The organism is Kribbia dieselivorans NBRC 106261 (genome assembly GCF_001552435.1).
GTDB lineage: Bacteria > Actinomycetota > Actinomycetes > Actinomycetales > Dermatophilaceae > Kribbia > Kribbia dieselivorans.
In genome coordinates this window covers 16,523-36,570 of record NZ_BCRE01000043.1, presented here as the reverse complement: position 1 = coordinate 36,570, position 20,048 = coordinate 16,523, and the positions used below count along the sequence as shown (strand labels likewise).

Annotated in this window: 21 protein-coding genes and 1 pseudogene; 9 read left to right on the top strand and 13 right to left on the bottom strand. The window is 68.9% G+C overall.

From position 1 onward, the window contains the following. Positions 1–12: 12 nt before the first annotated feature. The 3 genes from KD1_RS04025 to KD1_RS04015 form a co-directional block, all read right to left on the bottom strand. Entirely contained in the window at positions 13–846 is an 834-nt protein-coding gene (locus KD1_RS04025; protein ID WP_157073157.1) for a Gmad2 immunoglobulin-like domain-containing protein, read from the bottom strand. Between the two features lie 2 nt (positions 847–848). After that, a complete protein-coding gene (locus tag KD1_RS04020; RefSeq protein WP_068397888.1) occupies positions 849–1,241 on the bottom strand; it encodes a hypothetical protein in 393 nt (130 codons plus the stop codon). 76 nt (positions 1,242–1,317) lie between these two features. Further along, positions 1,318–1,989, bottom strand: a complete 672-nt coding sequence (locus tag KD1_RS04015; protein ID WP_306307007.1) for a cation efflux transmembrane domain-containing protein — start codon at positions 1,987–1,989, stop codon at positions 1,318–1,320. A 52-nt stretch (positions 1,990–2,041) separates the two neighbouring features. Between KD1_RS04015 and KD1_RS04010 the strand changes: the two genes are divergently transcribed. From KD1_RS04010 to lpdA, 3 genes are all read left to right on the top strand, one after another. Further along, positions 2,042–2,431 (top strand): DUF4233 domain-containing protein, encoded by a 390-nt coding sequence (locus KD1_RS04010; protein ID WP_068397885.1) that lies wholly within the window; start codon positions 2,042–2,044, stop codon positions 2,429–2,431. Positions 2,432–2,440: 9 nt separating this feature from the next. Beyond that, positions 2,441–2,869: a nucleoside-diphosphate kinase gene (gene ndk, locus KD1_RS04005; protein ID WP_068397882.1), complete on the top strand. Its 429-nt coding sequence runs from the start codon at positions 2,441–2,443 to the stop codon at positions 2,867–2,869. A gap of 83 nt (positions 2,870–2,952) precedes the next feature. Further along, positions 2,953–4,350 carry a dihydrolipoyl dehydrogenase gene (gene lpdA, locus KD1_RS04000; protein ID WP_068397879.1) on the top strand — a complete coding sequence of 466 codons (1,398 nt, stop codon included), beginning with the start codon at positions 2,953–2,955 and terminating at the stop codon, positions 4,348–4,350. Positions 4,351–4,451: 101 nt separating this feature from the next. Here the strand turns inward: lpdA and KD1_RS03995 are convergent, their stop codons facing one another. Together KD1_RS03995 and KD1_RS03990 are read right to left on the bottom strand one after the other, a co-directional pair. After that, positions 4,452–5,276, bottom strand: a complete 825-nt coding sequence (locus KD1_RS03995; RefSeq protein WP_068397876.1) for an SDR family NAD(P)-dependent oxidoreductase — start codon at positions 5,274–5,276, stop codon at positions 4,452–4,454. Then, a complete protein-coding gene (locus KD1_RS03990; protein ID WP_217995792.1) occupies positions 5,273–6,556 on the bottom strand; it encodes an alpha-hydroxy acid oxidase in 1,284 nt (427 codons plus the stop codon). The genes KD1_RS03995 and KD1_RS03990 overlap by 4 nt, the downstream gene beginning before the upstream one ends. Before the next feature lie 97 nt (positions 6,557–6,653). On the opposite strand from KD1_RS03990, the pseudogene KD1_RS17715 reads away from it, so the two are divergent. Then, positions 6,654–7,763 (top strand): annotated as a pseudogene (locus tag KD1_RS17715) (RsbRD N-terminal domain-containing protein); the annotation flags it as partial. Positions 7,764–7,824: 61 nt separating this feature from the next. On the opposite strand, the gene KD1_RS03985 reads toward KD1_RS17715, so the two are convergent. After that, entirely contained in the window at positions 7,825–8,577 is a 753-nt protein-coding gene (locus KD1_RS03985) for a YoaK family protein (protein ID WP_068397873.1), read from the bottom strand. A gap of 85 nt (positions 8,578–8,662) precedes the next feature. Between KD1_RS03985 and KD1_RS03980 the strand changes: the two genes are divergently transcribed. Both KD1_RS03980 and KD1_RS03975 read left to right on the top strand, forming a co-directional pair. Continuing rightward, the gene (locus KD1_RS03980; protein ID WP_068397870.1) at positions 8,663–9,067 is read left to right on the top strand and encodes an MmcQ/YjbR family DNA-binding protein; all 405 of its coding nucleotides are present in this window, start codon (positions 8,663–8,665) and stop codon (positions 9,065–9,067) included. Between the two features lie 3 nt (positions 9,068–9,070). Then, positions 9,071–10,294 (top strand): aminotransferase class I/II-fold pyridoxal phosphate-dependent enzyme, encoded by a 1,224-nt coding sequence (locus tag KD1_RS03975; RefSeq protein ID WP_068397867.1) that lies wholly within the window; start codon positions 9,071–9,073, stop codon positions 10,292–10,294. A 30-nt stretch (positions 10,295–10,324) separates the two neighbouring features. On the opposite strand, the gene KD1_RS03970 is transcribed toward KD1_RS03975, so the two are convergent. Both KD1_RS03970 and KD1_RS03965 read right to left on the bottom strand, forming a co-directional pair. Continuing rightward, entirely contained in the window at positions 10,325–11,542 is a 1,218-nt protein-coding gene (locus KD1_RS03970; RefSeq protein WP_068397864.1) for a globin domain-containing protein, read from the bottom strand. A 118-nt stretch (positions 11,543–11,660) separates the two neighbouring features. Next, the gene (locus KD1_RS03965) at positions 11,661–12,683 is read right to left on the bottom strand and encodes an LLM class flavin-dependent oxidoreductase (protein ID WP_068397861.1); all 1,023 of its coding nucleotides are present in this window, start codon (positions 12,681–12,683) and stop codon (positions 11,661–11,663) included. Between the two features lie 169 nt (positions 12,684–12,852). Between KD1_RS03965 and rpsO the strand changes: the two genes are divergently transcribed. Further along, positions 12,853–13,122 (top strand): 30S ribosomal protein S15, encoded by a 270-nt coding sequence (gene rpsO, locus KD1_RS03960; RefSeq protein WP_068397858.1) that lies wholly within the window; start codon positions 12,853–12,855, stop codon positions 13,120–13,122. A 225-nt stretch (positions 13,123–13,347) separates the two neighbouring features. Further along, complete coding sequence (locus tag KD1_RS03955) at positions 13,348–15,729, top strand: polyribonucleotide nucleotidyltransferase (RefSeq protein ID WP_068397854.1); 2,382 nt, start codon at positions 13,348–13,350, stop codon at positions 15,727–15,729. A 101-nt stretch (positions 15,730–15,830) separates the two neighbouring features. On the opposite strand, the gene KD1_RS16485 is transcribed toward KD1_RS03955, so the two are convergent. Then, positions 15,831–15,986: a hypothetical protein gene (locus KD1_RS16485; RefSeq protein WP_157073156.1), complete on the bottom strand. Its 156-nt coding sequence runs from the start codon at positions 15,984–15,986 to the stop codon at positions 15,831–15,833. Positions 15,987–16,133: 147 nt separating this feature from the next. Between KD1_RS16485 and dapB the strand changes: the two genes are divergently transcribed. After that, positions 16,134–16,874, top strand: coding sequence for a 4-hydroxy-tetrahydrodipicolinate reductase (dapB, locus tag KD1_RS03950; RefSeq protein WP_068397851.1), 741 nt, complete (start codon positions 16,134–16,136; stop codon positions 16,872–16,874). Between the two features lie 71 nt (positions 16,875–16,945). Here the strand turns inward: dapB and KD1_RS03945 are convergent, their stop codons facing one another. The 4 genes from KD1_RS03945 to KD1_RS03930 all read right to left on the bottom strand — a co-directional run bounded on the left by KD1_RS03945 (position 16,946) and on the right by KD1_RS03930 (position 19,964). Further along, complete coding sequence (locus KD1_RS03945; RefSeq protein WP_245627267.1) at positions 16,946–17,854, bottom strand: PDDEXK family nuclease; 909 nt, start codon at positions 17,852–17,854, stop codon at positions 16,946–16,948. 170 nt (positions 17,855–18,024) lie between these two features. Then, a complete protein-coding gene (locus KD1_RS17560; RefSeq protein WP_306307006.1) occupies positions 18,025–18,543 on the bottom strand; it encodes an MGMT family protein in 519 nt (172 codons plus the stop codon). Between the two features lie 24 nt (positions 18,544–18,567). Further along, positions 18,568–19,239: a GNAT family N-acetyltransferase gene (locus KD1_RS03935; protein WP_083542038.1), complete on the bottom strand. Its 672-nt coding sequence runs from the start codon at positions 19,237–19,239 to the stop codon at positions 18,568–18,570. Next, positions 19,236–19,964 (bottom strand): enoyl-CoA hydratase, encoded by a 729-nt coding sequence (locus tag KD1_RS03930; RefSeq protein WP_068397848.1) that lies wholly within the window; start codon positions 19,962–19,964, stop codon positions 19,236–19,238. The genes KD1_RS03935 and KD1_RS03930 overlap by 4 nt, the downstream gene beginning before the upstream one ends. Positions 19,965–20,048 lie beyond the last annotated feature (84 nt).

Sequence of the window (20,048 nt, the reverse complement as noted above, 5' to 3'; positions counted from 1 at the left end):
GACGACGCTCCGCTACCTCGTGAAGCCGATCGGGATGGCCGCGGCCTGCCAGATGCTGCCGTCCTTGGGGCTGTCGATGAGGTAGACCATCGCGCCTCGGCCGCTGCCAGGGTTGGTGAACCGCACCCGGCCGGTGTACGGACCCAGGACACCGTCACCACGACCGGTCACCGGTGCCTGTCCGAGGACCTTGCCGGCCGTGCCGCGTCGGACCTGGACCAGGACGTTGCCCTCGAAGGCGCTGGCCCGCCCGGTCACGCGCACCGGGGAGGTGATCCGGCTGCTGGCCCGCGGTCGGGTGATCTCGATCTGGGGCGTGGTGGCGGCGATGACGTACCACCGTTGGTCACTCATCTTGCGCACCAGCACCGTCGTCACCGGCCCACGGCGCGTCGGTCGCACCGGCACCTCACCGGAGCGACTGTCGCCCTGCTGGAAACTGCCGATGCGCGGATCGGTGAAGCCGATGTAGTCCTCCGCGAAGTGTTCGGCCACATCCCGCGGTGAGTCGTACTTCGAGAACCCGGCGGCGGGGAAGACGATGCTGGCCACCTCCGCGCCGGGCAGTCGTCTGGTGATGACCGCGGAGTCGCCTGACGTCGACGGTTCTGAGGTACTCGAGGTGCTCGAGGTACTGGAGGTTGACGTACTGGAGGTCGACGTCGTGCTCGACGTGGACGTGTCGGGCGTCGAACTGGTCGACGTCGACGAGGTGGTGGATGTGGTCGAGGACGTCGTGGTGTCCGACGCGGCGGGGGGCTGCGAACCACCGCCGCACCCGGTCAGTGCCATGGCACCGGCGAGGGTGATGACCACCAGGCCAGAACGGCGCGAGGAGCGGGTCATTCTCAGGATTTTACGCCTCGGACGTCGACGAGATCGGCTTGGTCGAAGAGGTCGGCCAACCCCGCCGTGCCCTCGTCGGGACTCTCGTCACGGTGATCGTGGATGCCGTCGCCGAGTCGGTGACGTAGCGGGTAGTAGGCCGCGACACAGGCGGCGGCGAAGATGCCCGCGGCGATCAGCGCTCCGATCAATGCTCCACCCAACACGAGGGTCAGGGCGAGCAGACTCATCCAGATGGGGTGGGCATCGGGACCGGCCTCGGGGATTCGGGCCATCGACCAGCGACCACCCACGGCGGCGCCGAGGGAGGTCACGGCCGCCCCGACCAGCACCAGCACGGCCATGACGGCGCCGGGGTTGCGAAACTGTGCGATCTGGGTGAGCGACTTGCTCATGACACCTCCTCGGGGGCGCTGTCCAATCTAGGGGAGAGCGCGACCAGGGCCACCACCGCGCCCGCGTGTCGGTGACTCAGTCGTCGATCGCTTCTCCGGCCAGGGCGCGGGCGGCGAGCCGCTCCTCCTCGGCCACCTCCCAGACCTCCTTGGCCGCCGACCCGTTGAGCAGCACGATCGCCAGTCCGAGGATGATGTCCGGCCAGCCCGAGTGGGTCAGTGCCGTCACCCCGGCCATGAGGATGATTGCGGCGTTGGCGTAGACGTCGTTGCGCGCGGCCAGGAATGCGGCGGTCGACATGCTGCCGCCGTGGTGACGCATGTTGGCCAGCATCGCGGCACAGACGGAGTTGACGACCAGCGCGCCGCCGGCGGTGAGGACCAGGGAGAGCACTGCCGGTGGTTGCGGATCGCCGAACTTCTCGATGGCCTGCCACAGGGCCGCGATCGCCGGCAGGAGGATGATGCCCGCCATGACCTTGCCCATCATGGCGCGTCGGTGGAGCGACCAGCCCAGGGCCAGGGCGATGAGCAGATTGACCGCCGTGTCCTCCAGGAAGTCGACCGAGTCCGCCAGCAGGGCGACCGACCCGATCCGCCAGGCCACCGTCGCCTCGATGAAGAAGTAGGCGAGGTTGAGCAGGGCGACGATGATCACCGTGCGGCGCAATACTGCCGGCGCGATGGAATCGGGGTTCGTCGGCCTTTCGGCGGGACTGCCGTTGGTGGGGGCGTTCTCCGTGGTCACCCGAGGCAGCCAATCACAGCTTGCCGGGCATCGCCGCCTACGCTTGGGCCCCATGTCACTGTTCCGCGGCCCCCTGGGCAAGTTCACCTGGCGCATGTTGGCCGTCATCCTGGGCACGGAATCGGTGATCGTCTTCTTCGGGGCCCTCGTGGCCCGCGGGCTGGGCGGACGGGGCGCCGACCTCTTCTGGCCGCTGTGCGCGCTCGCCGTGGCGTTCGTGGTCGGCGCCGGGCTGATTCGCCGACCGTTCGGGCTGACCCTCGGCTGGGCGCTGCAGATCCTCGTGCTCATCAGCGGGCTGTTCGTGCCGATGATGTTCCTGGCCGGGCTGGTGTTCCTGTTGCTCTGGGTGGTGTGCCTCGTGCAAGGTCGCCGGATCGACGCCGAGGTGGCTGCGCGGGAGCGTGAGGCTGCCGGGGGAGCCGACCCCGACCCTCGCTAGGCTGACGACGTGACTTCTCAGACGGAACGCTCCCTGGTCCTCGTCAAGCCCGACGGTTTTCGTCGCGGACTCACCGGTGAGGTGCTGCGCCGGATCGAGGCCAAGGGGTACACCTTGGCCGCGCTGGCCGTGCTCACCCCGACGCGGGAGCAGCTGGCCGCGCACTACGCCGAGCACGAGGGCAAGCCGTTCTACGAGCCGCTCGTCGAGTTCATGTCCTCCGGCCCGATCGCCGCGGTGGTCATCGAGGGTCAGGGCTGCATCCCGGGGTTCCGGTCGCTGGCCGGGGCGACGAACCCGACCGACGCCGCGCCGGGCACGATCCGCGGAGACCTCAGCCGCGACTGGGGCACCGCGGTCCAGCAGAACATCGTGCACGGCTCCGATTCGCCGGAGTCGGCCACGCGCGAGATCGGCATCTGGTTCCCGAACCTCTGAGCCGACGGGCGGTTCCCGCCGGCAGGTGACGAGGTCGGAGGCCGGGCTCCGATCGGGTGATGCGGGCCACTAGGCTGGCGCTCATGGCTGACTTCGATCTCGTGGTGCTCGGTGCAGGTCCTGGTGGTTACGTCTCGGCGATTCGCGCCTCTCAACTCGGTCTCAAGGTGGCCGTGGTGGAGAAGAAGTACTGGGGCGGCGTGTGCCTCAACGTCGGGTGTATCCCGTCCAAGGCGCTGCTCAAGAACGCCGAACTCGCGCACACCTTGACCCACGACAAGAAGAGGTTCGGCATCGAGGGTGACGCCACGATGTCCTACGGCCCGACCCACGCGCGCAGCCGTCAGGTCTCCGAGGGCATCGTCAAGGGCGTCCACTTCCTCATGAAGAAGAACAAGATCACCGAGATCGACGGGTGGGGGACGCTGACCAGCCCGACCTCGATGTCGGTGGCGCTCAACGACGGTGGTCAGCGCGACCTGACCTTCGACAACCTCATCATCGCCACCGGCGCCGTGACCCGCATGCTCCCCGGTGTCCAGGTCAGCCAGAACGTCGTCACCTACGAGGAGCAGATCCTCGATCCGAACCTGCCGAACTCGATCATCATCGCCGGCTCCGGCGCCATCGGCGTCGAGTTCGCCTACGTCATGACGAACTTCGGCGTCGATGTGACGATCGTCGAGTTCCTCGACCGCATGGTCCCGACCGAGGATGCCGACGTCTCCAAGGAGCTGCTCAAGCAGTACAAGAAGCTCGGCGTCAAGGTCATGCTCGGCACGAAGGTCGAGTCGGTGGAGGACACCGGCTCCGGCGTGCGCGTGACCGTCTCACCGGCCGCCGGCGGCGACCAGCAGGTGCTCGAGGCCGACAAGATGCTCTCGGCCATCGGTTTCGCCCCGCGCACGCAGGGCTACGGCCTGGAGAACCTCGGAGTCCAGCTCACCGAACGTGGCGCGATCGCCATCGACGAGTACTGCCGCACCAACGTGCCGAACGTGTACGCCATCGGTGACGTCACCGCCAAGATGATGCTCGCGCACGTCGCCGAGGCCATGGGCATCGTCGCCGCCGAGACGATGGCCGGCGCCGAGACGATGCCGATCGACTACGACTTCATCCCGCGCGCGACCTACTGCCACCCGCAGATCGGCTCGTTCGGGTACTCCGAGGCCCAGGCCAAGGAGCGCGGTTACGACGTCAAGACCGCGACGTTCCCCTTCAGCGCCAACGGCAAGGCCAGCGGCCTGGGCGAGACCGTCGGCTTCGTCAAGGTCGTCGCCGACGCGACATACAACGAGATCCTCGGTGCCCACATGATCGGCCCGGACACCACCGAGCTCCTGCCGGTGCTGACGCTGGCCCAGAAGTGGGACCTCACCGCGGACGAGGTCAGCCGCAACGTCTTCGCGCACCCGACGCTGACCGAGGCCGTCAAGGAGGCCGTCGAGGGCATCTCCGGTCACATGATCAACTTCTGATCGACTTCTGATCGACACCGACTCTCCGCGCGAGGGCCTCCACCCGGTTCGGGTGGAGGCCCTCGTCGATTCCCTCCGGTCGAGGTCGGAGTTGGGCCGGTTCAGATGGCCGGTGACCAGCCGCCGTCGACGTTGAGCGACGTGCCGGTCAGGTACGAGGAGCGCGAGGACAGGAAGAAGGCGATCGCCTCGGCCGCCTCCTCCGAGGTCCCGGGGCGGTTCATCGGTACGGCCAGTCGCTTCACCATCGCGTTCTCGAAGTCCTCCTCGTCGATCCCCTTCGCCGCGGCCTGCCGCACCCACTGGTCGCTGCGGACGAATCCGATGAGAATCGCGTTGACCCGCACCCCGTGGGCCGCGAGCTCCTTTGAGGCCCCGTTGGTCATGGCCAAACCGGCGGCCCGGAACACGGAGCTCGGCATGGACCCGACGGTCTGGAACCGCGCGTAGACGCTGAGCACGTTGACGACGGAACCGCCGCCGGCCCGTTCCATCAGCGGAACCGCCAGCCGCGTCCCGCGAATGGCGGCGAGCAGTTTGAGCTCGAAATCGGCCTGCCACTGCTCGTCGGTGACCGAGAGGAACGATCCTCCGGTGTGCACGCCGGCACTGTTGACCAGGCCGTCGAGTCCGTCCCACTCGTGACCAATCCGGTCGAACAGCGCGGTCAACGCCGGACCGTCGGTGACATCGAGCGCCTGCGTCAGCACCGCGCCACCATAACCCGTGGACTTCGCGGCGGCCTCGAGGGTGTGGGCCGCCGACTCGAGTCGACCGGCATCGCGGCCACAGATCGCCACCCGCGCGCCGCGAGTGATCAGGTGTTCGGCGGTGGCCAGCCCGAGCCCGGCCGAACCGCCGGTGATCAGGACGCGCAGGCCCGCGTACTCGGGCGGGACCGGGTGAGTGGGAGTCGGGGCGTTCACAGGGAGACCTTTCGTTCACGGCGATCCGCGTTGAGGTGCGGGGCCGGTGCCAGCGTGACGTGACGACGGTTGAGCTGACCCACCGAGGTCACGCCCAGCAGTCGCAGGTGGTGATCGAGACCCCGGCGGAAGATCTCGATGGCGTGGGCCGCGCCGCGCTCCCCACCGACCATGAGGCCGTAGAGGTAGGGCCGCCCGACGAGGACCGCCGTGGCACCCAGCGCGATCGCGGCGGCGATGTCGGAGCCCTCGCGCACCCCGCTGTCGAGGAACACCGCGGCCTGCCCGCCGATGGCCTGGGCGACCGGCTCGAGCACGTCGAGCGGGGCCACGGTCCGATCCAGTTGCCGCCCGCCGTGATTCGAGACGACGACGCCGTCGGCGCCGAGCTCCACCGCGCGGCGCGCCAGGTCGGCGTCGAGGATGCCCTTGACGACCAGCGGCCCGTCCCAGCGCTCCCGCACCCACGCAATCTCGTCGAAGGTGAAGTCGGCTCCGGAGATGGCCTTGAGCCCCTGCCACATGTCGCCGTGGCCGTCGATCGGAAACGACGCCAGCCCCAGCGGTTCGGCGCGCAGGAACCGTGTGGCCCATCCGGGGTGACGCGCGATCTGCAGCAGTTCCCGCGGGCGAATCCGAGCCGGGATCGTGAAGCCGTTCCGGGTGTCCCGGCGTCGATCACCGGTGGTGGGCGTGTCGACCGTGACGACGAGGGTGCGATACCCCGTGGCTGCGGCGCGGGCCATGAGGTCGACCGCTCGGGCACGGTCGCGGAGCACGTAGAGCTGGAACCACCGGTCGGCGTCCGGCGTCGCGGCAGCCACGTCCTCGATCGAGGTGGTGGCCGGCGTGGAGAGGGTGTAGGGGATGCCGGCGTGCGCGGCGGCCCGCGCCACGGCCAACTCACCGTCGGTGTGGGACATGCGGGTGAAGCCGGTCGGACCCATGATCAGGGGCAGGGCCACCCGGCGACCGAAGATCTCGGTGGAGAGGTCGATCGGTACTCGGGCCGTGGCGGCCAGCGGGCCGGGGTGGTGGTGGATCCGATCGAAGGCGGCCAGTGCGCGATCACGGCTGGCCTCGGTGCCGGCCGCGCCATCGACGAACTCGAAGACAGGGCGGGGGACCCGAACGCGCGCCGTCTCACGTAGGTCGTCGATGGTCAGGCAGCGGCGCAGCGCCCGTTCGACCGGATCACGCGGCGGCGGGGTGAGATCGACCATCTCCCACGCACGACGGATGCTCTCCACGAGGGACGGACGGTTCGGTGGGTGGTTCACGCGGCAATGCTCCTCATTGAGTGGTCTGCCGGACAGTGTGGCAGGGTGATTCCACGAAGGAACATTGACCATCGCGAGAATCTGGGGGGGTGATTTCGTGGAAACCACAAGACGATCGCCGATCATCGAAGGTCTGCTGGACGAGGTCGAGGCGGAATCGGATGACCTCATCGACCGCGTGGTGGCGGCCATTCGCCGGGAGACACCAGCCCTGCGCACCGTCCCGTACGAACGACACCGGGCGGACAGCGTGGTCGGTATCCGATCCTTCCTGGCCGGTCTGCGCAGCGGGAGGGGCGCCGACGAGGCCCACGTGCAGCACGCTTTCGACCTCGGCCGGGACCGCTCCCGAGACGGCGTCCCGCTGTCCGACGGGATTCAGGCCTACCACGTTGCCTATCGGGAGATCTGGGGCCACCTGCTCGACCGTGCCAGGGCCCAGGGGCCGCACGCAGTGGTCGAGTTGGCGCAGGAGGTCAACGTGCTCTGGGAGACCTCCCACCGGCTCAGCCTCGCCTTCAGCACGGCTCACACCGCCGAGGTCGCGCGAATGGAGGCCGGACGCGCGGGGCTGCGCAGCCGGCTCGTGACGTTGCTGACGGAGGGCGGTCAGAGCGGCCTGCTCGCATCGGTGGCGACGGCACTGGACTTCGACATCAAGGGCGACTTCGTCGTGATCGTCTCCCAGCCCACGTCGGTCGGGGTCATCGACGTACTTCACGATCGGCTGGGCGCTGGGGAGCGGGCGCACGCGGCACTGGACACGCAGGAGCGGGTCGTCCTCGTCGGTCAGGGCATCGATGCCGGGTGGGCGGCGCAGATCGTGCAGGAAACGACCGGAGGTCGCGTGGGCCAGGGTGTGGAGCGTCGTGGGCTGGCCGGGGCCGCGCGCAGCCTGGTCGACGCCACGCTGGCTCTGGCCTGGGTCACCCCGGAGCAGCCGGTGGTCGAGTTTGCGCAGGTGTGGCCGCTCGCGATCCTCGGCGCGGAGGCGGACCCGATCGAACCGCTCATGCACGGCGCGGTCGAGACGGCGGCCGCACACCCCCACCTCGCCGAGGCCGTCCGGGCATTCGGGCAGTCACGATTCTCCGTCGCCGCTGCCGCACGCGCCCTGCACGTTCATCCCAACTCCGCGAAGTACCGCCTTGAGCGCTGGGCGGCCCTCACCGGATGGGACGCCTTCACGCCCGAGGGATTGATCGCCTCGCTGGTCGCCATCGGACTGGCCGGTCCGTCCGGCGGCGAGGCGAGTTCTCCGGCGGCACTCAAGGGGTCGGCCAGTCACGCAGATCGGCGACCAGCGGGGGCAGGGCCAGCACGAGCAGCAGCACCGCGGCCGGCACCAACGTCACGAAACCCACCACGAGGTACCCCGCGGCGCCGATGACACCGCCCAGGAAGAACAACGAGACCAGCGTCAGGTGGTGGCGCAACTGCTCGGTGTTCGCGACGACGGGCGGCAGGTCGGCGCGCCGCGGTCGGTAGAGCGCCTTGCCGAGCTCGATCCCGATGTCGGTCACCATCCCGGTGATGTGCGTCGTGCGGATGCGCGCCTGCGACGCCTTCGTCACCAGGGCGTTCTGCAGACCCATGGTGAAGCACAGCACCGGGATGAACAGCCACGCCCGGTGTGACCAGGTCACGGCATCGGCCAACAGCCCGAAGAGCAGCACGACCGAGGCCTCCAGCACGAGCACACTGGCATACTTGCTGCGCAACTGACGCCGCCGACCCCAGTTGAAGAGGATCGCGCACGTCGCCGATCCGACGACGAAGCTGACGATGGCCACCACCGAGATGCCGACCAACCCGAGGTCACCGAGCACGAGATGGTCCGCCAGCGCCGCGGTCAGCCCGGTCATGTGGGAGGTGTACGTCGCCGTAGCGACGAACCCGACGGAGTTCAGCACCCCCGCGTGCAGCGCGAGAAAGTTGGCCAAGTGCAGGTTGCGTCGGGGAGTGCGGGTCGGCCCGGCGATGAACCGCAACCGACGCCAGGTGCCGGTCAGGGTGTTCATGGAGTCACTCTGACACGTCGGGAGGGGCGCTCGCCCCGGGGTCTGCCGCTGGTCGGGGCGCGCCCACATCGATACCCTCGACAGCATGGCGACTCTCGATGATGTCCGTCGCATTGCCCTCGCGCTCCCCGAGGTGACCGAAGCCCCGTCCTACGACGGCCAGATCGCGTGGAAGGTGCGGAACAAGTCCTTCGTCTGGGAACGGCCACTCCGGCGCCGAGACCTCGAGGAGTTGGGCGACGACGCTCCGGCGGGCGAGATCATGGGTCTTCGCGTGGCCGACCTCGACGCCAAGGACGAACTGCTGCTCGCCGAGCCCGACCTCTTCTTCATCACGTCGCACTTCGAGGGCTACCCGGCCGTGCTGCTGCGCCTCGACCGGATCGCCGTGGACGAGTTGACCGAGGTCGTCACCCAGGCCTGGTTCGACCGGGCGCCGAAACGACTGGCGGCCGCGCACCGGGCCACGCTGCCCGCGTCGGATGATTGAGGTATGACGCACCCCACCGACCCCGGCCCGCCCCGACTGCACGCGTCACGACGCTCCGCCGTGGCGTCGTTCGAGGTGATGGACATCCTCGACCGCGTGGCCGTGCTGCGCTCCGAAGGCCGTGACGTCATCTCGCTCTGTGCGGGGGAGCCGTCGCAGGGCGCGCCGTCGGCGGTGTCGGCGGCCTCCGAGGCGCTGCACGCGTCCCGTCGCGCGTTGACGTACACGTCGGCCCTGGGGATCCGGGAGTTGCGTGCCGAGATCGCGCAGCACTACGGCCGCTGGTACGGGCTGGATCTGGCGCCGGAGCAGGTCGGCATCACCACCGGGTCGTCGGGCGCGTTCCTGCTGGCGTTCCTCGCCGCCTTCGACGCCGGGGACCGCGTGGCGCTGGCCCGACCCGGGTACCCCGCGTACCGCAACATCCTGCAGGCCCTCGGGTGCGAGGTCGTCGAAATCGAGTGTGGGCCTGACGTGCGTTTCCAACCGACACCTGAGTTGCTCGACGCCGCGCACGACGGAGCGCCGTTGGCGGGGCTCGTGCTGGCGTCGCCGGCCAATCCGACGGGCACGATGGTCGATCGCGCCGAGCTGACCGCGGTGGCGCAGTGGTGTGCCGCGCACGGGGTGCGTCTGGTCAGCGACGAGATCTACCACGGCGTGACCTACCCGGAGCCTGGCGGCGCCGATCCGCGCGGGGTGTGTGCGTGGGAAATCGACGAGTCCGCCATCGTCATCTCGTCGTTCTCGAAGTACTGGGGCATGACCGGGTGGCGGCTGGGATGGATGCTGCTGCCCGAGGACCTCGCCAGGCCGGTCGATGCCCTCGCCGGGAACCTCGCGCTGTCACCGCCCACGCCGGCGCAGCAGGCGGCGATCGCCGCGTTCACACCCGAGTCGTATGCCGAATGTGACGCTGCAGTGGCCGGGTTCGCCGCAACGCGAGAACTGTTGCTGGACAACGCCGCTCGGCTCGGGTGGGGCACCGCCGCGCCCGCTGACGGGGCGTTCTACTACTACGCCGACCTCGGCGACGACGTGCTTTCCCACTGGTCGACGTCGTCGGCCTACTGCGCGGCGCTGCTCGAGGAGGCCGGGGTCGCGTTGACCCCCGGCGTCGATTTCGACGAGGTGGGCGGACGGCGCTCCGTGCGGTTGAGCTTTGCAGCGGGTCGCGCGGCGGTGGCCGAGGCGATCGAGCGGATCGTGGAGTTCCAGTCGCGCTGATCGCCCTCGGCCGTCACGCCTCGGGCCGCCCTACTCCGCGGCGTCGGGGTTCTGCGCCCACAGGTCGGGGCCGAAGACCTCGTACTTGATGCGCTCGGGGGAGACACCGCGACCGATGAGCTGCTTGCGCATGGCGTTCATGAACGGCAGCGGGCCGCACATGAAGACCGTCGAGTCGGCCGGGACGTCGGCATCGGTGAGGTCCATCAGACCGGACTTCGCCGGGTGCAGCGTCGGCGCGCTCTCGGCGTCCTCCTCGTACCAGTTCTGGGCCTTGGCGTCCTCCATCGACAGGACCTGGCGGCGCAGGGTGGCGTAGAGCGGGTGCGTGTCGTGCGAGCGGTCGGCGTGGAACAGACGCACCGTGCGGTGGGGCTGGCGCCGGTTGAGGTCCTCGAGGATCGCGGCGACCGGCGTGATGCCGATACCGGCGGAGACGAGCACGATCGGGCCCTCGGAATCGTCGAGGACGAGATCTCCGGCCGGTTGTGAGACGTCGAGGATCGTGCCCGGCTGGGCATGGTCGGCCAGCCAGTTCGAGACCTGGCCATCCGGAGTCCCGTCGACGCCCCGCACGCGCTTGATCGTCACCTGGAGGGCATCGCCCCGCGGTCCGGAACTGATCGTGTACTGGCGGGGCTGGCGCTCGCCGTCGGGCAGATCCACCGCGATGGCGACGTACTGGCCGGTCTCGTGCGGGGGAGTCTGACCCGAGACGGGGCTGAGCACGAGGGTGAAGATGTCCGCGCTCTCCTCGTGGCGCTCGACGACGCGGTACTGACGCCAGGGGTGCTCCGGGTCGGTCCCGCCGAGGGCGTACAGCTTGGCCTCCTCGGCGATCAGGGCACAGCCGAAGAGCCAGTAGACCTCGTCCCACGCGGCCGCGATCTCGGGCGTGACCGCGTCGCCGAGGACCGTGCCCACTGCCTTGAGCAGGTGGTGGCCGACGATGGTGTACTCCTGCGCCTTGATGCCCAGCGAGACGTGCTTGTGCGCGATGCGCTGCATGACCGGGGTGAAGTCCGGCGCGTCGGGGTCGATGAGGTTGACCGCGTACGCCACCACCGAGGCCGCCAACGCCTTGGGCTGCTCACCAATGGCCTGGTTGGCCTTGTTGAACACCCGCATCAGTTCCGGATGCGCTTCGAACATGTCCGGGTAGAACACCTTGGTGATCGCTTCGGCGTTCTCGGCGACAACACCGGCGGTGGCCTTGACAACGGCCTCGGACGCGGGGGAGAGCTTCATGCTGCTGCCCTTCTGGGGGGAGGGGTGTGACGATCTCGGAACCTAGCGGCGCCGATTCACCGGTGTCCGCCCTTTGGCGATGGCCGCGAGATTCGTCACACGGGACCCGATCGCCTCCTCAGCCGAGCATGTCCTCCACCAATCGACGAACCTCGGTGCCGTACAACTCGATCGAGCGCATCATGGCCGCGTGCGGCAAGGTGCCGACTGAATACTTGAGGTCGAACCGCACGGCGTCGAGATCGGCGCGGTGTTTGACGATCTTGCGCGCGACCGTTTCGGGGGAACCGACGTAGTACGCGCCGTCCGGGCCGCACCCGGCGTCGAAGGCCGCGCGCGAGAGCGGGGGCCAGCCGCGCTCCGCTCCGATACGGGCGTGGTTGGCGGCCTGGGCCGGGAAGAACTCCTCGCGCGCCTGCTCGTCGGTGGCAGCGACGTGTCCGGGGGAGTGCCAGGCCACGGGCAGCGGGTCCTTGCCGAACTCCGCCAGGGCGCGGCGGTAGTAGGTGGCGAAGGCGCCGAACTGGGCCGGGTCGCCGCCGATGATGGCGAAGATGACCGGCAGGCTGTAATGCGCGGCCCGCACGACCGAGGCCGGTGTGCCACCCACGGCGATCCACGCCGGCAGGCGGCCACCCTCGGTCTTCGGATAGACCTCGAGCCCGTCGATCGCCGGGCGCAGACCACCCTCCCAGTGGATCGGCCCCTCGGCCTGTAGACGCGTGAAGAGTTCGAGCTTCTGCTCGAAGAGCTCCTCGTACTGATCCAGCGGCAGCCCGAACAACGGGAACGACTCGATGAACGACCCGCGCCCGAGAATGACCTCGGCCCGCCCTCCGGAGAGGGCGTCGACCGTGGCGAACCGTTGGTAGACACGCACCGGGTCATCGGAGGAGAGCACGGTCACCGCGCTCCCGAGCCGGATGTTCTCGGTGCGCGTGGCGATGCCGGCCAGGACCGTCTCCGGTGTCGAGATGGCAAAATCGTCGCGGTGGTGCTCGCCCAGGCCGATGAAGTCGAGCCCGACCTCGTCGGCGAGCACCGCCTCGGCGACGACATTGCGGATGACCTGCGCGGCGGAGAGATCCCGACCGTCCTCGCCGGGGTAGATGTCGCCGAAGGTGTTGAGGCCCAGTTCCACGATCTGCTCCTTGACGTTGAGGGGGTCCTGCTCGATTCTTGCCGATTATCGGGGTGCACGGGGTGGCTGCTAGCATGGTCCGATGCCGTAGATCGGCCGCGGATCCCAGAGCCCCGGTGAACCAGCCCGGGCGCGCCGCGCAACAACGCAGTGAAGGAGTAGCACACGTATGCCGCTGACGACTGAGGTCAAGAAGCAGATCATGACCGAGTACGCCACCACCGAGGGCGACACCGGCTCCCCCGAGGTGCAGATTGCGCTCCTCACCCAGCGCATCAAGGACCTGACCGAGCACTCGCGTCAGCACAAGCACGACCACCACAGCCGCCGCGGTCTGCTGCTGCTCGTCGGTCGTCGTCGCCGCCTGCTGCGCTACCTCGAGTCGATCGACATCGAGCGCTACCGTTCGCTGATCAAGCGACTCGGCCTGCGCCGCTGATTGTCAGCGAAGGGAGCGGTTTCCCACCTCGGGGAACCGCTCCCTTCGCTGTGTCGCCGCGACTCACCGTCTGCGTGAGGTGCGGCGACGCTGCCGTATACGGCAGAGTGGGAACCGTTTGATGTGGTTCGCCACGCCCGGCCGGCGCTCGCGTCGACCTGCTTACCGATGGAGACCCGTGCACAACGACGATGCACGAGGTTCAAATGAAGAGAAGGAGGGCCCATGGAGGGTCCAGACATCCAGTTCGCCGAAGCCGTCATTGACAACGGTTCGTTCGGCACCCGCACGGTCCGGTTCGAGACCGGGCGCCTGGCCAAGCAGGCCGGCGGAGCCGTGGCGGCCTACCTCGACGGCGAGACCATGCTGCTGTCGACCACGACGGCCAGCAAGCAGCCCAAGGACCAGTTCGACTTCTTCCCGCTGACGGTGGACGTCGAGGAGCGCATGTACGCCGCGGGCAAGATCCCCGGCTCGTTCTTCCGCCGTGAGGGTCGGGCCAGCACCGACGCCATCCTCACCTGCCGTCTCATCGACCGCCCGCTGCGCCCGACCTTCCGCAAGGGCCTGCGCAACGAGGTCCAGGTCGTCATCACGGTCATGGCCCTGCACCCGGACCACCAGTACGACGTCGTGGCGATCAACGCCGCGAGTGCCTCCACGCAGATCTCCGGACTGCCGTTCTCGGGCCCGGTCGGAGCGACGCGCGTCTCCCTCATCGACGGCCAGTGGGTCGCCTTCCCGAACTTCAGCGACATCGAGCGCTCGACGTTCGACATGGTCGTGGCCGGCCGCATCGCCGGTGACGACGTCGCGATCATGATGGTCGAGGCCGAGTCCACGGAGTCGACCTGGAACCTCGTCAAGAGCGAGGGCAAGCAGGCTCCGACCGAGGAGATCGTCGCCGAGGGCCTCGAGGCATCGAAGAAGTTCATCCGGGTGCTGTGCGAGGCGCAGGCCGAGCTGGCCGCGAAGTCCGCCAAGGAGGTCGAGGAGTTCCCCGTCTTCCTCGACTACGAGGACGATGTGCTCGCTGCCGTCGAGGCGTTCGCCGCCGACGAGTTGACCACGATCCTGTCGATCGCGGGCAAGCAGGAGCGCGAGGAGCGCCTCGACGCCTACAAGGCCGAGGTCAAGACGGCCCTCGCCGGCACCGCCGAGGAGCCCAAGGAGTTCGCCGGTCGCGAGAAGGAGATCTCCGCGGCCTACCGCACGGTGCAGAAGCAGGTCGTGCGTCGGCGCATCCTCGTCGACGGCGTGCGCATCGACGGCCGTGGTCTCAAGGACATTCGTGCCCTCTCGGCCGAGGTCGAGGTGCTGCCGCGCGTGCACGGCTCCGCGTTGTTCGAGCGTGGCGAGACCCAGATCATGGGTGTCACGACGCTGAACATGCTCAAGCTGGAGCAGCAACTCGACACGCTCTCGCCGGTGACGCGCAAGCGCTACATGCACAACTACAACTTCCCGCCGTACTCGACTGGTGAGACCGGTCGCGTTGGAGCGCCGAAGCGTCGCGAGATCGGTCACGGCGCCTTGGCCGAGCGGGCCCTGATGCCGGTGCTGCCGACCCGCGAGGAGTTCCCCTACGCGATCCGTCAGGTCTCCGAGGCGCTGGGCTCCAACGGCTCGACGTCCATGGGTTCGGTGTGTGCCTCGACCCTGTCGCTGCTCAACGCCGGTGTGCCGCTGCGCGCTCCCGTTGCCGGTATCGCCATGGGTCTGGTCTCGGACGAGGTCGACGGTGAGGCCCGCTACGCGGCGATGACCGACATCCTCGGTGCGGAGGACGCGTTTGGCGACATGGACTTCAAGGTCGCCGGCACCCGCGAGTTCGTCACCGCGATCCAGCTCGACACCAAGCTCGACGGCATCCCCGCCTCGGTGCTGGCCGGTGCGCTGACCCAGGCTCGCGACGCGCGTCTGCACATCCTCGACGTGATGAACGAGGCCATCGACGCTCCGGACGAGATGGCCCCGACTGCCCCGCGGATCATCACCGTCCAGGTCCCGGTCGACAAGATCGGTGAGGTCATCGGCCCGAAGGGCAAGATGATCAACCAGATCCAGGAGGACACCGGCGCCGACATCACCATCGAGGACGACGGCACCGTCTTCATCGGTGCGGCCGATGGTGAGTCGGCGGAGGCGGCGCGCAACGCGGTCAACGCCATCGCCAACCCGCAGATGCCGGAGATCGGTGAGCGCTTCCTGGGCACCGTCGTCAAGACGACGACGTTCGGCGCGTTCATCTCGCTCATGCCGGGCAAGGACGGTCTGCTGCACATCTCCGAGGTGCGCAAACTCGTCGGCGGCAAGCGCATCGACGCGGTCGAGGACGTGCTGGGGGTGGGCCAGAAGGTCCAGGTCGAGCTCAAGGAGATCGACCCGCGCGGCAAGCTCTCCCTCGGTGCGGTGCTGACCGAGGAGCAGGAGGCGGCGCTGCAGGAGTCTGGCGGTGCCGGTGGTGGCGACCAGGGTGACGGTGAGTCGGGGGAGTTCGGCGATCGTCGCTCCGGTGGTGGTCGCAACCGTCGTCGTCGCGCCCCGCGTCGTGACGGGGAGTCCCGTGACGGCGGTGCCGAGGGCGGCGAGTCCTCGGAGGGCTGATCGCCTCGTCTGACCAACCAACAGTGGCCCGACACCCGGATGGGTGTCGGGCCACTGTGGCGTTCTGCGGGCCGTGGGCCCGGTGCCGCTACCCGATCAGGTCAGGCGGCGCGGCGGTGAGACTGCGGAGAGCCGAGGGTCCAGCGCATCTCCAGCCGAACTCCGCCGTCGTGGGTCGGCACTGTGACCCAGTGGCACTGCGGGCGCAGACGGGTCTGCGCCGCCTTCTGGCGGAACTTCATGTTGGTGGCCTTCATTGTGCGCACCTCCTTCTTTCGTTAACTCCACCGTAGCAGAAAGTGAACAAAAGGTGAACGACAAAGGATGCAACGGTTAACGAGTCGTACATACGTATCATTGTGTGTGGGCGTGGATCGCCGGCGCCGCGTGACTAGGCTGACGCCATGACGACGAAGGTTGCGGTGATCGGTGCGGCCGGCCGAATGGGTGCCACGGTGTGTGACGCGGTTGAGGCTGCCGATGGGCTCGAGCTCGTGGGCCGGTTCGATGTCGGAGACGAGTTGGGTGACCTCGGTGGGGCCGATGTCGTCGTCGAGTTCTCGGTGCCGGATGCGTCACCGACCAATGTCGCCCACTGCGTGTCGCGCGGGGTGCATGTCGTCGTGGGTACCACCGGGTGGAACGAGGAGCGCTTGGCGGTGCTGCGCGAGCAGGTGGCGGCGCAGCCCGGCGTCGGGGTGCTCATCGCGCCGAACTTTGCCATCGGCGCGATCCTCATGATGAAGTTCGCCGAGCAGGCTGCGCGGTTCTACGAGTCCGTCGAGGTCATCGAGCTGCACCACCCGAACAAGGTGGACGCACCCTCGGGCACGGCGGCGCGCACGGCAGACCTCATCGGAGCGGCGCGTGAGGCGGCTGGCCTGGGACCGGTGCCGGATGCGACGACGCAGGATCCGGACGGGGCTCGCGGCGCGCGGGTGCACGGGGTGCCGACGCATGCGGTGCGATTGCGTGGGCTGGTGGCACACCAGGAGGTGCTCTTCGGGGCCGAGGGCGAGATGCTGACGATCCGCCACGACTCGTTCGATCGCGTGTCGTTCATGCCCGGTGTCGTCGCCGGCGTGCGCGCGGTGGCAGACCACCCCGGCGTCACCGTCGGCCTGGAGCACTTCCTCGGCCTCTGAGGCCTGGGCTCCCCGCCGGGGTCCTCACTTTCGTGCAGATACCGCAACGGTTGTGAGGACCCTGACCCCGGTCAGGCTGCCTCGGCCGGCGAAAGCCTCAGACCGCGAGCGACTTGGTCCATGAAGCGTCCGGGCTCAAGTCGCAGCCCCAACAGCGGGATCCGCAGGACGCGGGATGTGCCGAGGACCAACTCGTTGGCGCGCAAGGCGTCATCGGTGGGGTTGAGGCCCAAGAGGTGGTGCCCGCCATCGATCTCCACGACCAGCCCTTTCCACTCAACGTCAAGGTAGACCCTGCCGGAGGGGCCGGTCTTCACGCTCTGTCGTGATGGAACGGGCAGGCGATACCGGCGGCACCACGTGGCGAACTCCAGTTCACCCAGCGAGTGTGCACCGTCGCAGACGTCAGCGATGATGTGGTCGAGAACTTCGCGACGCCGTGATCGGGCGACCGTGCGCCACACGGTCAGCAGGCGCTGCGGCGGAACCAGCCGTTGCTGCACAGGCAGGCAAATCAGCAGGGCAGCTTGTCGATCCGTTACCGCCCACTCTGCCGCATGAATCGTCGCCCACTCCGGCGCGATCCTGGGCACGCCAGCGGCTATGAGCCGCTCAAGTTGCCGTCGCTGGTGGGTGGTCACTCCCTCCAACTGTCGGACCGAGGCCGATCTCGGCAGGCTGATATCGATCGTGCTCGGTTCGAACCCCTTCATGCCCTGCGCCACCAGGGCTGCCGGCCCGTCGAGAACCGCTCTCGGACCGGACTCCCAAACGGCGCGCCAGTGGTGTGCGACTGGCTCGGCTGTCACGGCGAGGATCCGCACGGTGTGGATTCCCCAACGAGCCCAGCGGCCAGCCAGGATCTCGGACCGGACATCGAATCGCGACACACCGTGAGCGCGCAGATTCTTCCGGTGAACCACACCGCCGTGATCTCGCGCCAACCGTTCAGCAACAGCAGTTCTCTGGATGCGTTCCATGGACCGCATTCTGTGGCGGCCGCCGCGGCGCCGAACAGCCACCACCGCCGCCCTGTGGACAGGCACCACCGTTGGCTCGTCCTTGTGGACATGGACTGGAGGCTGTCGCGGTCCTCACAAACGTTGCGGTTATCGCACGAAAGTGAGGACGGTGCGGGGCCCTTGCCCTGTCAGGGGCGCCAGGTGAGGTCGGCGGCGGCGAGGGCCTGGTCCAGGATGCCCAGCGCCTTCGGGCCCATCCCGTGCAGCGCGGCGACCTCGGCGCGGTGGTGCTCGGAGAGCTCCTCGACGGTGGTGACGCCCACCTGGGCCAGCGCACGGCCCGCTGGGGCGCTCGTTCGCGGCAGCGGAGTCCCCAACTCGGCCAGGGTCGCGGCGATCCGGCTCTCGTACTCCGCGGCCAACGCCGCCAGATCCGCGCGGTAACGGCTGATGCGGCACCCCCGACCGTTCGGCTTGACGAGGATCCCCTCATCGGTCCAGTGCGGCCGCGCCCGCTCGAGCAGCGGCGCGGGCAGATCCCCGGCGGCGTTCGTCACCCGCCACCACGGCAGACCGCCGGTGTAGTGCGCCATGAACGCGCCGACCTGCCGGGGTCCGATCCCCACGATGGCACCGAGGTCACCGTAGGCCACGACCCGGCCGGGCGGCACCAACTCGACCAGCGTCAGGACCCGCTCGACGGTCAATTCGTTCACCACGACGGGGTCGCGTCAGCCAGCGGGAGCGTCGTCGACCAACCGTGCGGTCAGCCGCACCTCGCGCACGGTGTCACCCGCGGGCGAGACCACCCGATCGCGGTAGGCGCCGTCGGGCTGGATGCCACTGCTGCGCAGGAAGGACTGCACGTCCTCCTGCGTCGTCAGCGCCCACACGCCCAGGCTCGTCGCCCCCGCCTCGCGCAGGATGTCCACGGCCGCGTTGAGCAGCCGCGAGCCGTGCCCCTGCCGACGCGCCGCCGGATGCACCGCGATCGTCGTGATCTCACCGGCCAACTCGTCGGCGTCGGGGTCCTGGCTGGGACCGACCGCGACGAACCCGACGACCTGCTGGCCCAGGCACGCCACGAGCAGCGTCCAGACACCCTCCGGCGGGTTGCTCAGCGATTCACGCCACGGACCGGCGAACGCCTGCGGCTCGAAGGTTGCGAGCACTTCGGCCGGGACGATCTCGGCGTAGCTGTCGCGCCACACCTCCGACTGCACCAGACCGACTGCCGGAGCGTCGTTGACGCGTGCCCGGCGCACACTCGCATCCGGCACCGGACCGGCGACATGCCCGTGACCGTGACCGTCGTGCCCTGCGTGATCGTGCCCCGCGTGATCGTGCCCCGCGTGATCGTGCCCCGCGTGACCGTGCCCCGAGTGACCGTGCGAATCGCTCATCGGCCGTTGAACTCCGGCGTGCGTCGCTCGCCGAACGCCCGCTGCCCCTCGGCGAGGTCCTCACTCGCCCAGGCCCGGTGGAACGCCGCCTCGTAGGCACTGATGTCCTCCGGCAGCGCGTGGTGGTCGAACCCGACCTTGGACCCGCTCTGGCTCAACGGCGCCAGCGGCACGGCCCGCGCCGCCAGCGCTATCGCATCCTCGAGCGTGCCGCGCTTCTGCGCGAACCCGAGACGCCAGGCATCGTCGGCGGTGAGCACCTCGGCGGTGAGCACCATGTGCCGTGCGGCACCCTCACCCCAGAAGCGGGTCAGACGGTCGATCGTCCAGTGGTTGACCATGAGCCCGAGCTTCGAGACCGGCACCGCGAACTTCGCCGAGTCCGCGACGACGCGCAGGTCACACCCGACGGCCAGCTGCATGCCCAGGCCCATGCAGGAGCCCTCGATGGCGGCGATGGTCGTCACCGGCACGGACGCGAAGTGCTCCAGCACCTCGGCGAGTCGCTCGGTGAACGACACGTCCTCGAGCTCCTTGAGGTCGGCGCCGGCGCAGAAGTGACCCCCCGAACCGGTGATGACGATCGCGCGCGCCCCGTCGTCGAGCGAGCCCACGACGGCGTCGTGCACGTCGTTGAGCAGGTCGAGGTTGAGCGCGTTGCGGCGCTCGGGTCGGTCGATGGTGATGACGGAGACACGGTCATTGAGGCTGCGGAGGATCGGCACGTGCCGACTCTACCCACCGTCGCCCACGGTGCTCCGATCGCGCGTGGCGTCAGCGCACCGGGCCCGGCCATGGTTACTCTGACC

Coding starts and splice junctions, on each gene's coding strand:
- KD1_RS04025 (WP_157073157.1), bottom strand. CDS start 846: ATGACCCGCTCCTCGCGCCGTTCTGGCCTGGTGGTCATCACCCTCGCC.
- KD1_RS03970 (WP_068397864.1), bottom strand. CDS start 11,542: ATGAAGCTCTCCCCCGCGTCCGAGGCCGTTGTCAAGGCCACCGCCGGT.
- KD1_RS16485 (WP_157073156.1), bottom strand. CDS start 15,986: ATGAAGGCCACCAACATGAAGTTCCGCCAGAAGGCGGCGCAGACCCGT.
- KD1_RS03945 (WP_245627267.1), bottom strand. CDS start 17,854: ATGGAACGCATCCAGAGAACTGCTGTTGCTGAACGGTTGGCGCGAGAT.
- lpdA (WP_068397879.1), top strand. CDS start 2,953: ATGGCTGACTTCGATCTCGTGGTGCTCGGTGCAGGTCCTGGTGGTTAC.
- rpsO (WP_068397858.1), top strand. CDS start 12,853: ATGCCGCTGACGACTGAGGTCAAGAAGCAGATCATGACCGAGTACGCC.
- KD1_RS03955 (WP_068397854.1), top strand. CDS start 13,348: ATGGAGGGTCCAGACATCCAGTTCGCCGAAGCCGTCATTGACAACGGT.
- KD1_RS03980 (WP_068397870.1), top strand. CDS start 8,663: ATGGCGACTCTCGATGATGTCCGTCGCATTGCCCTCGCGCTCCCCGAG.
- KD1_RS04010 (WP_068397885.1), top strand. CDS start 2,042: ATGTCACTGTTCCGCGGCCCCCTGGGCAAGTTCACCTGGCGCATGTTG.
- KD1_RS03935 (WP_083542038.1), bottom strand. CDS start 19,239: ATGAGCGATTCGCACGGTCACTCGGGGCACGGTCACGCGGGGCACGAT.
- KD1_RS04020 (WP_068397888.1), bottom strand. CDS start 1,241: ATGAGCAAGTCGCTCACCCAGATCGCACAGTTTCGCAACCCCGGCGCC.
- KD1_RS03985 (WP_068397873.1), bottom strand. CDS start 8,577: ATGAACACCCTGACCGGCACCTGGCGTCGGTTGCGGTTCATCGCCGGG.
- KD1_RS03975 (WP_068397867.1), top strand. CDS start 9,071: ATGACGCACCCCACCGACCCCGGCCCGCCCCGACTGCACGCGTCACGA.
- dapB (WP_068397851.1), top strand. CDS start 16,134: ATGACGACGAAGGTTGCGGTGATCGGTGCGGCCGGCCGAATGGGTGCC.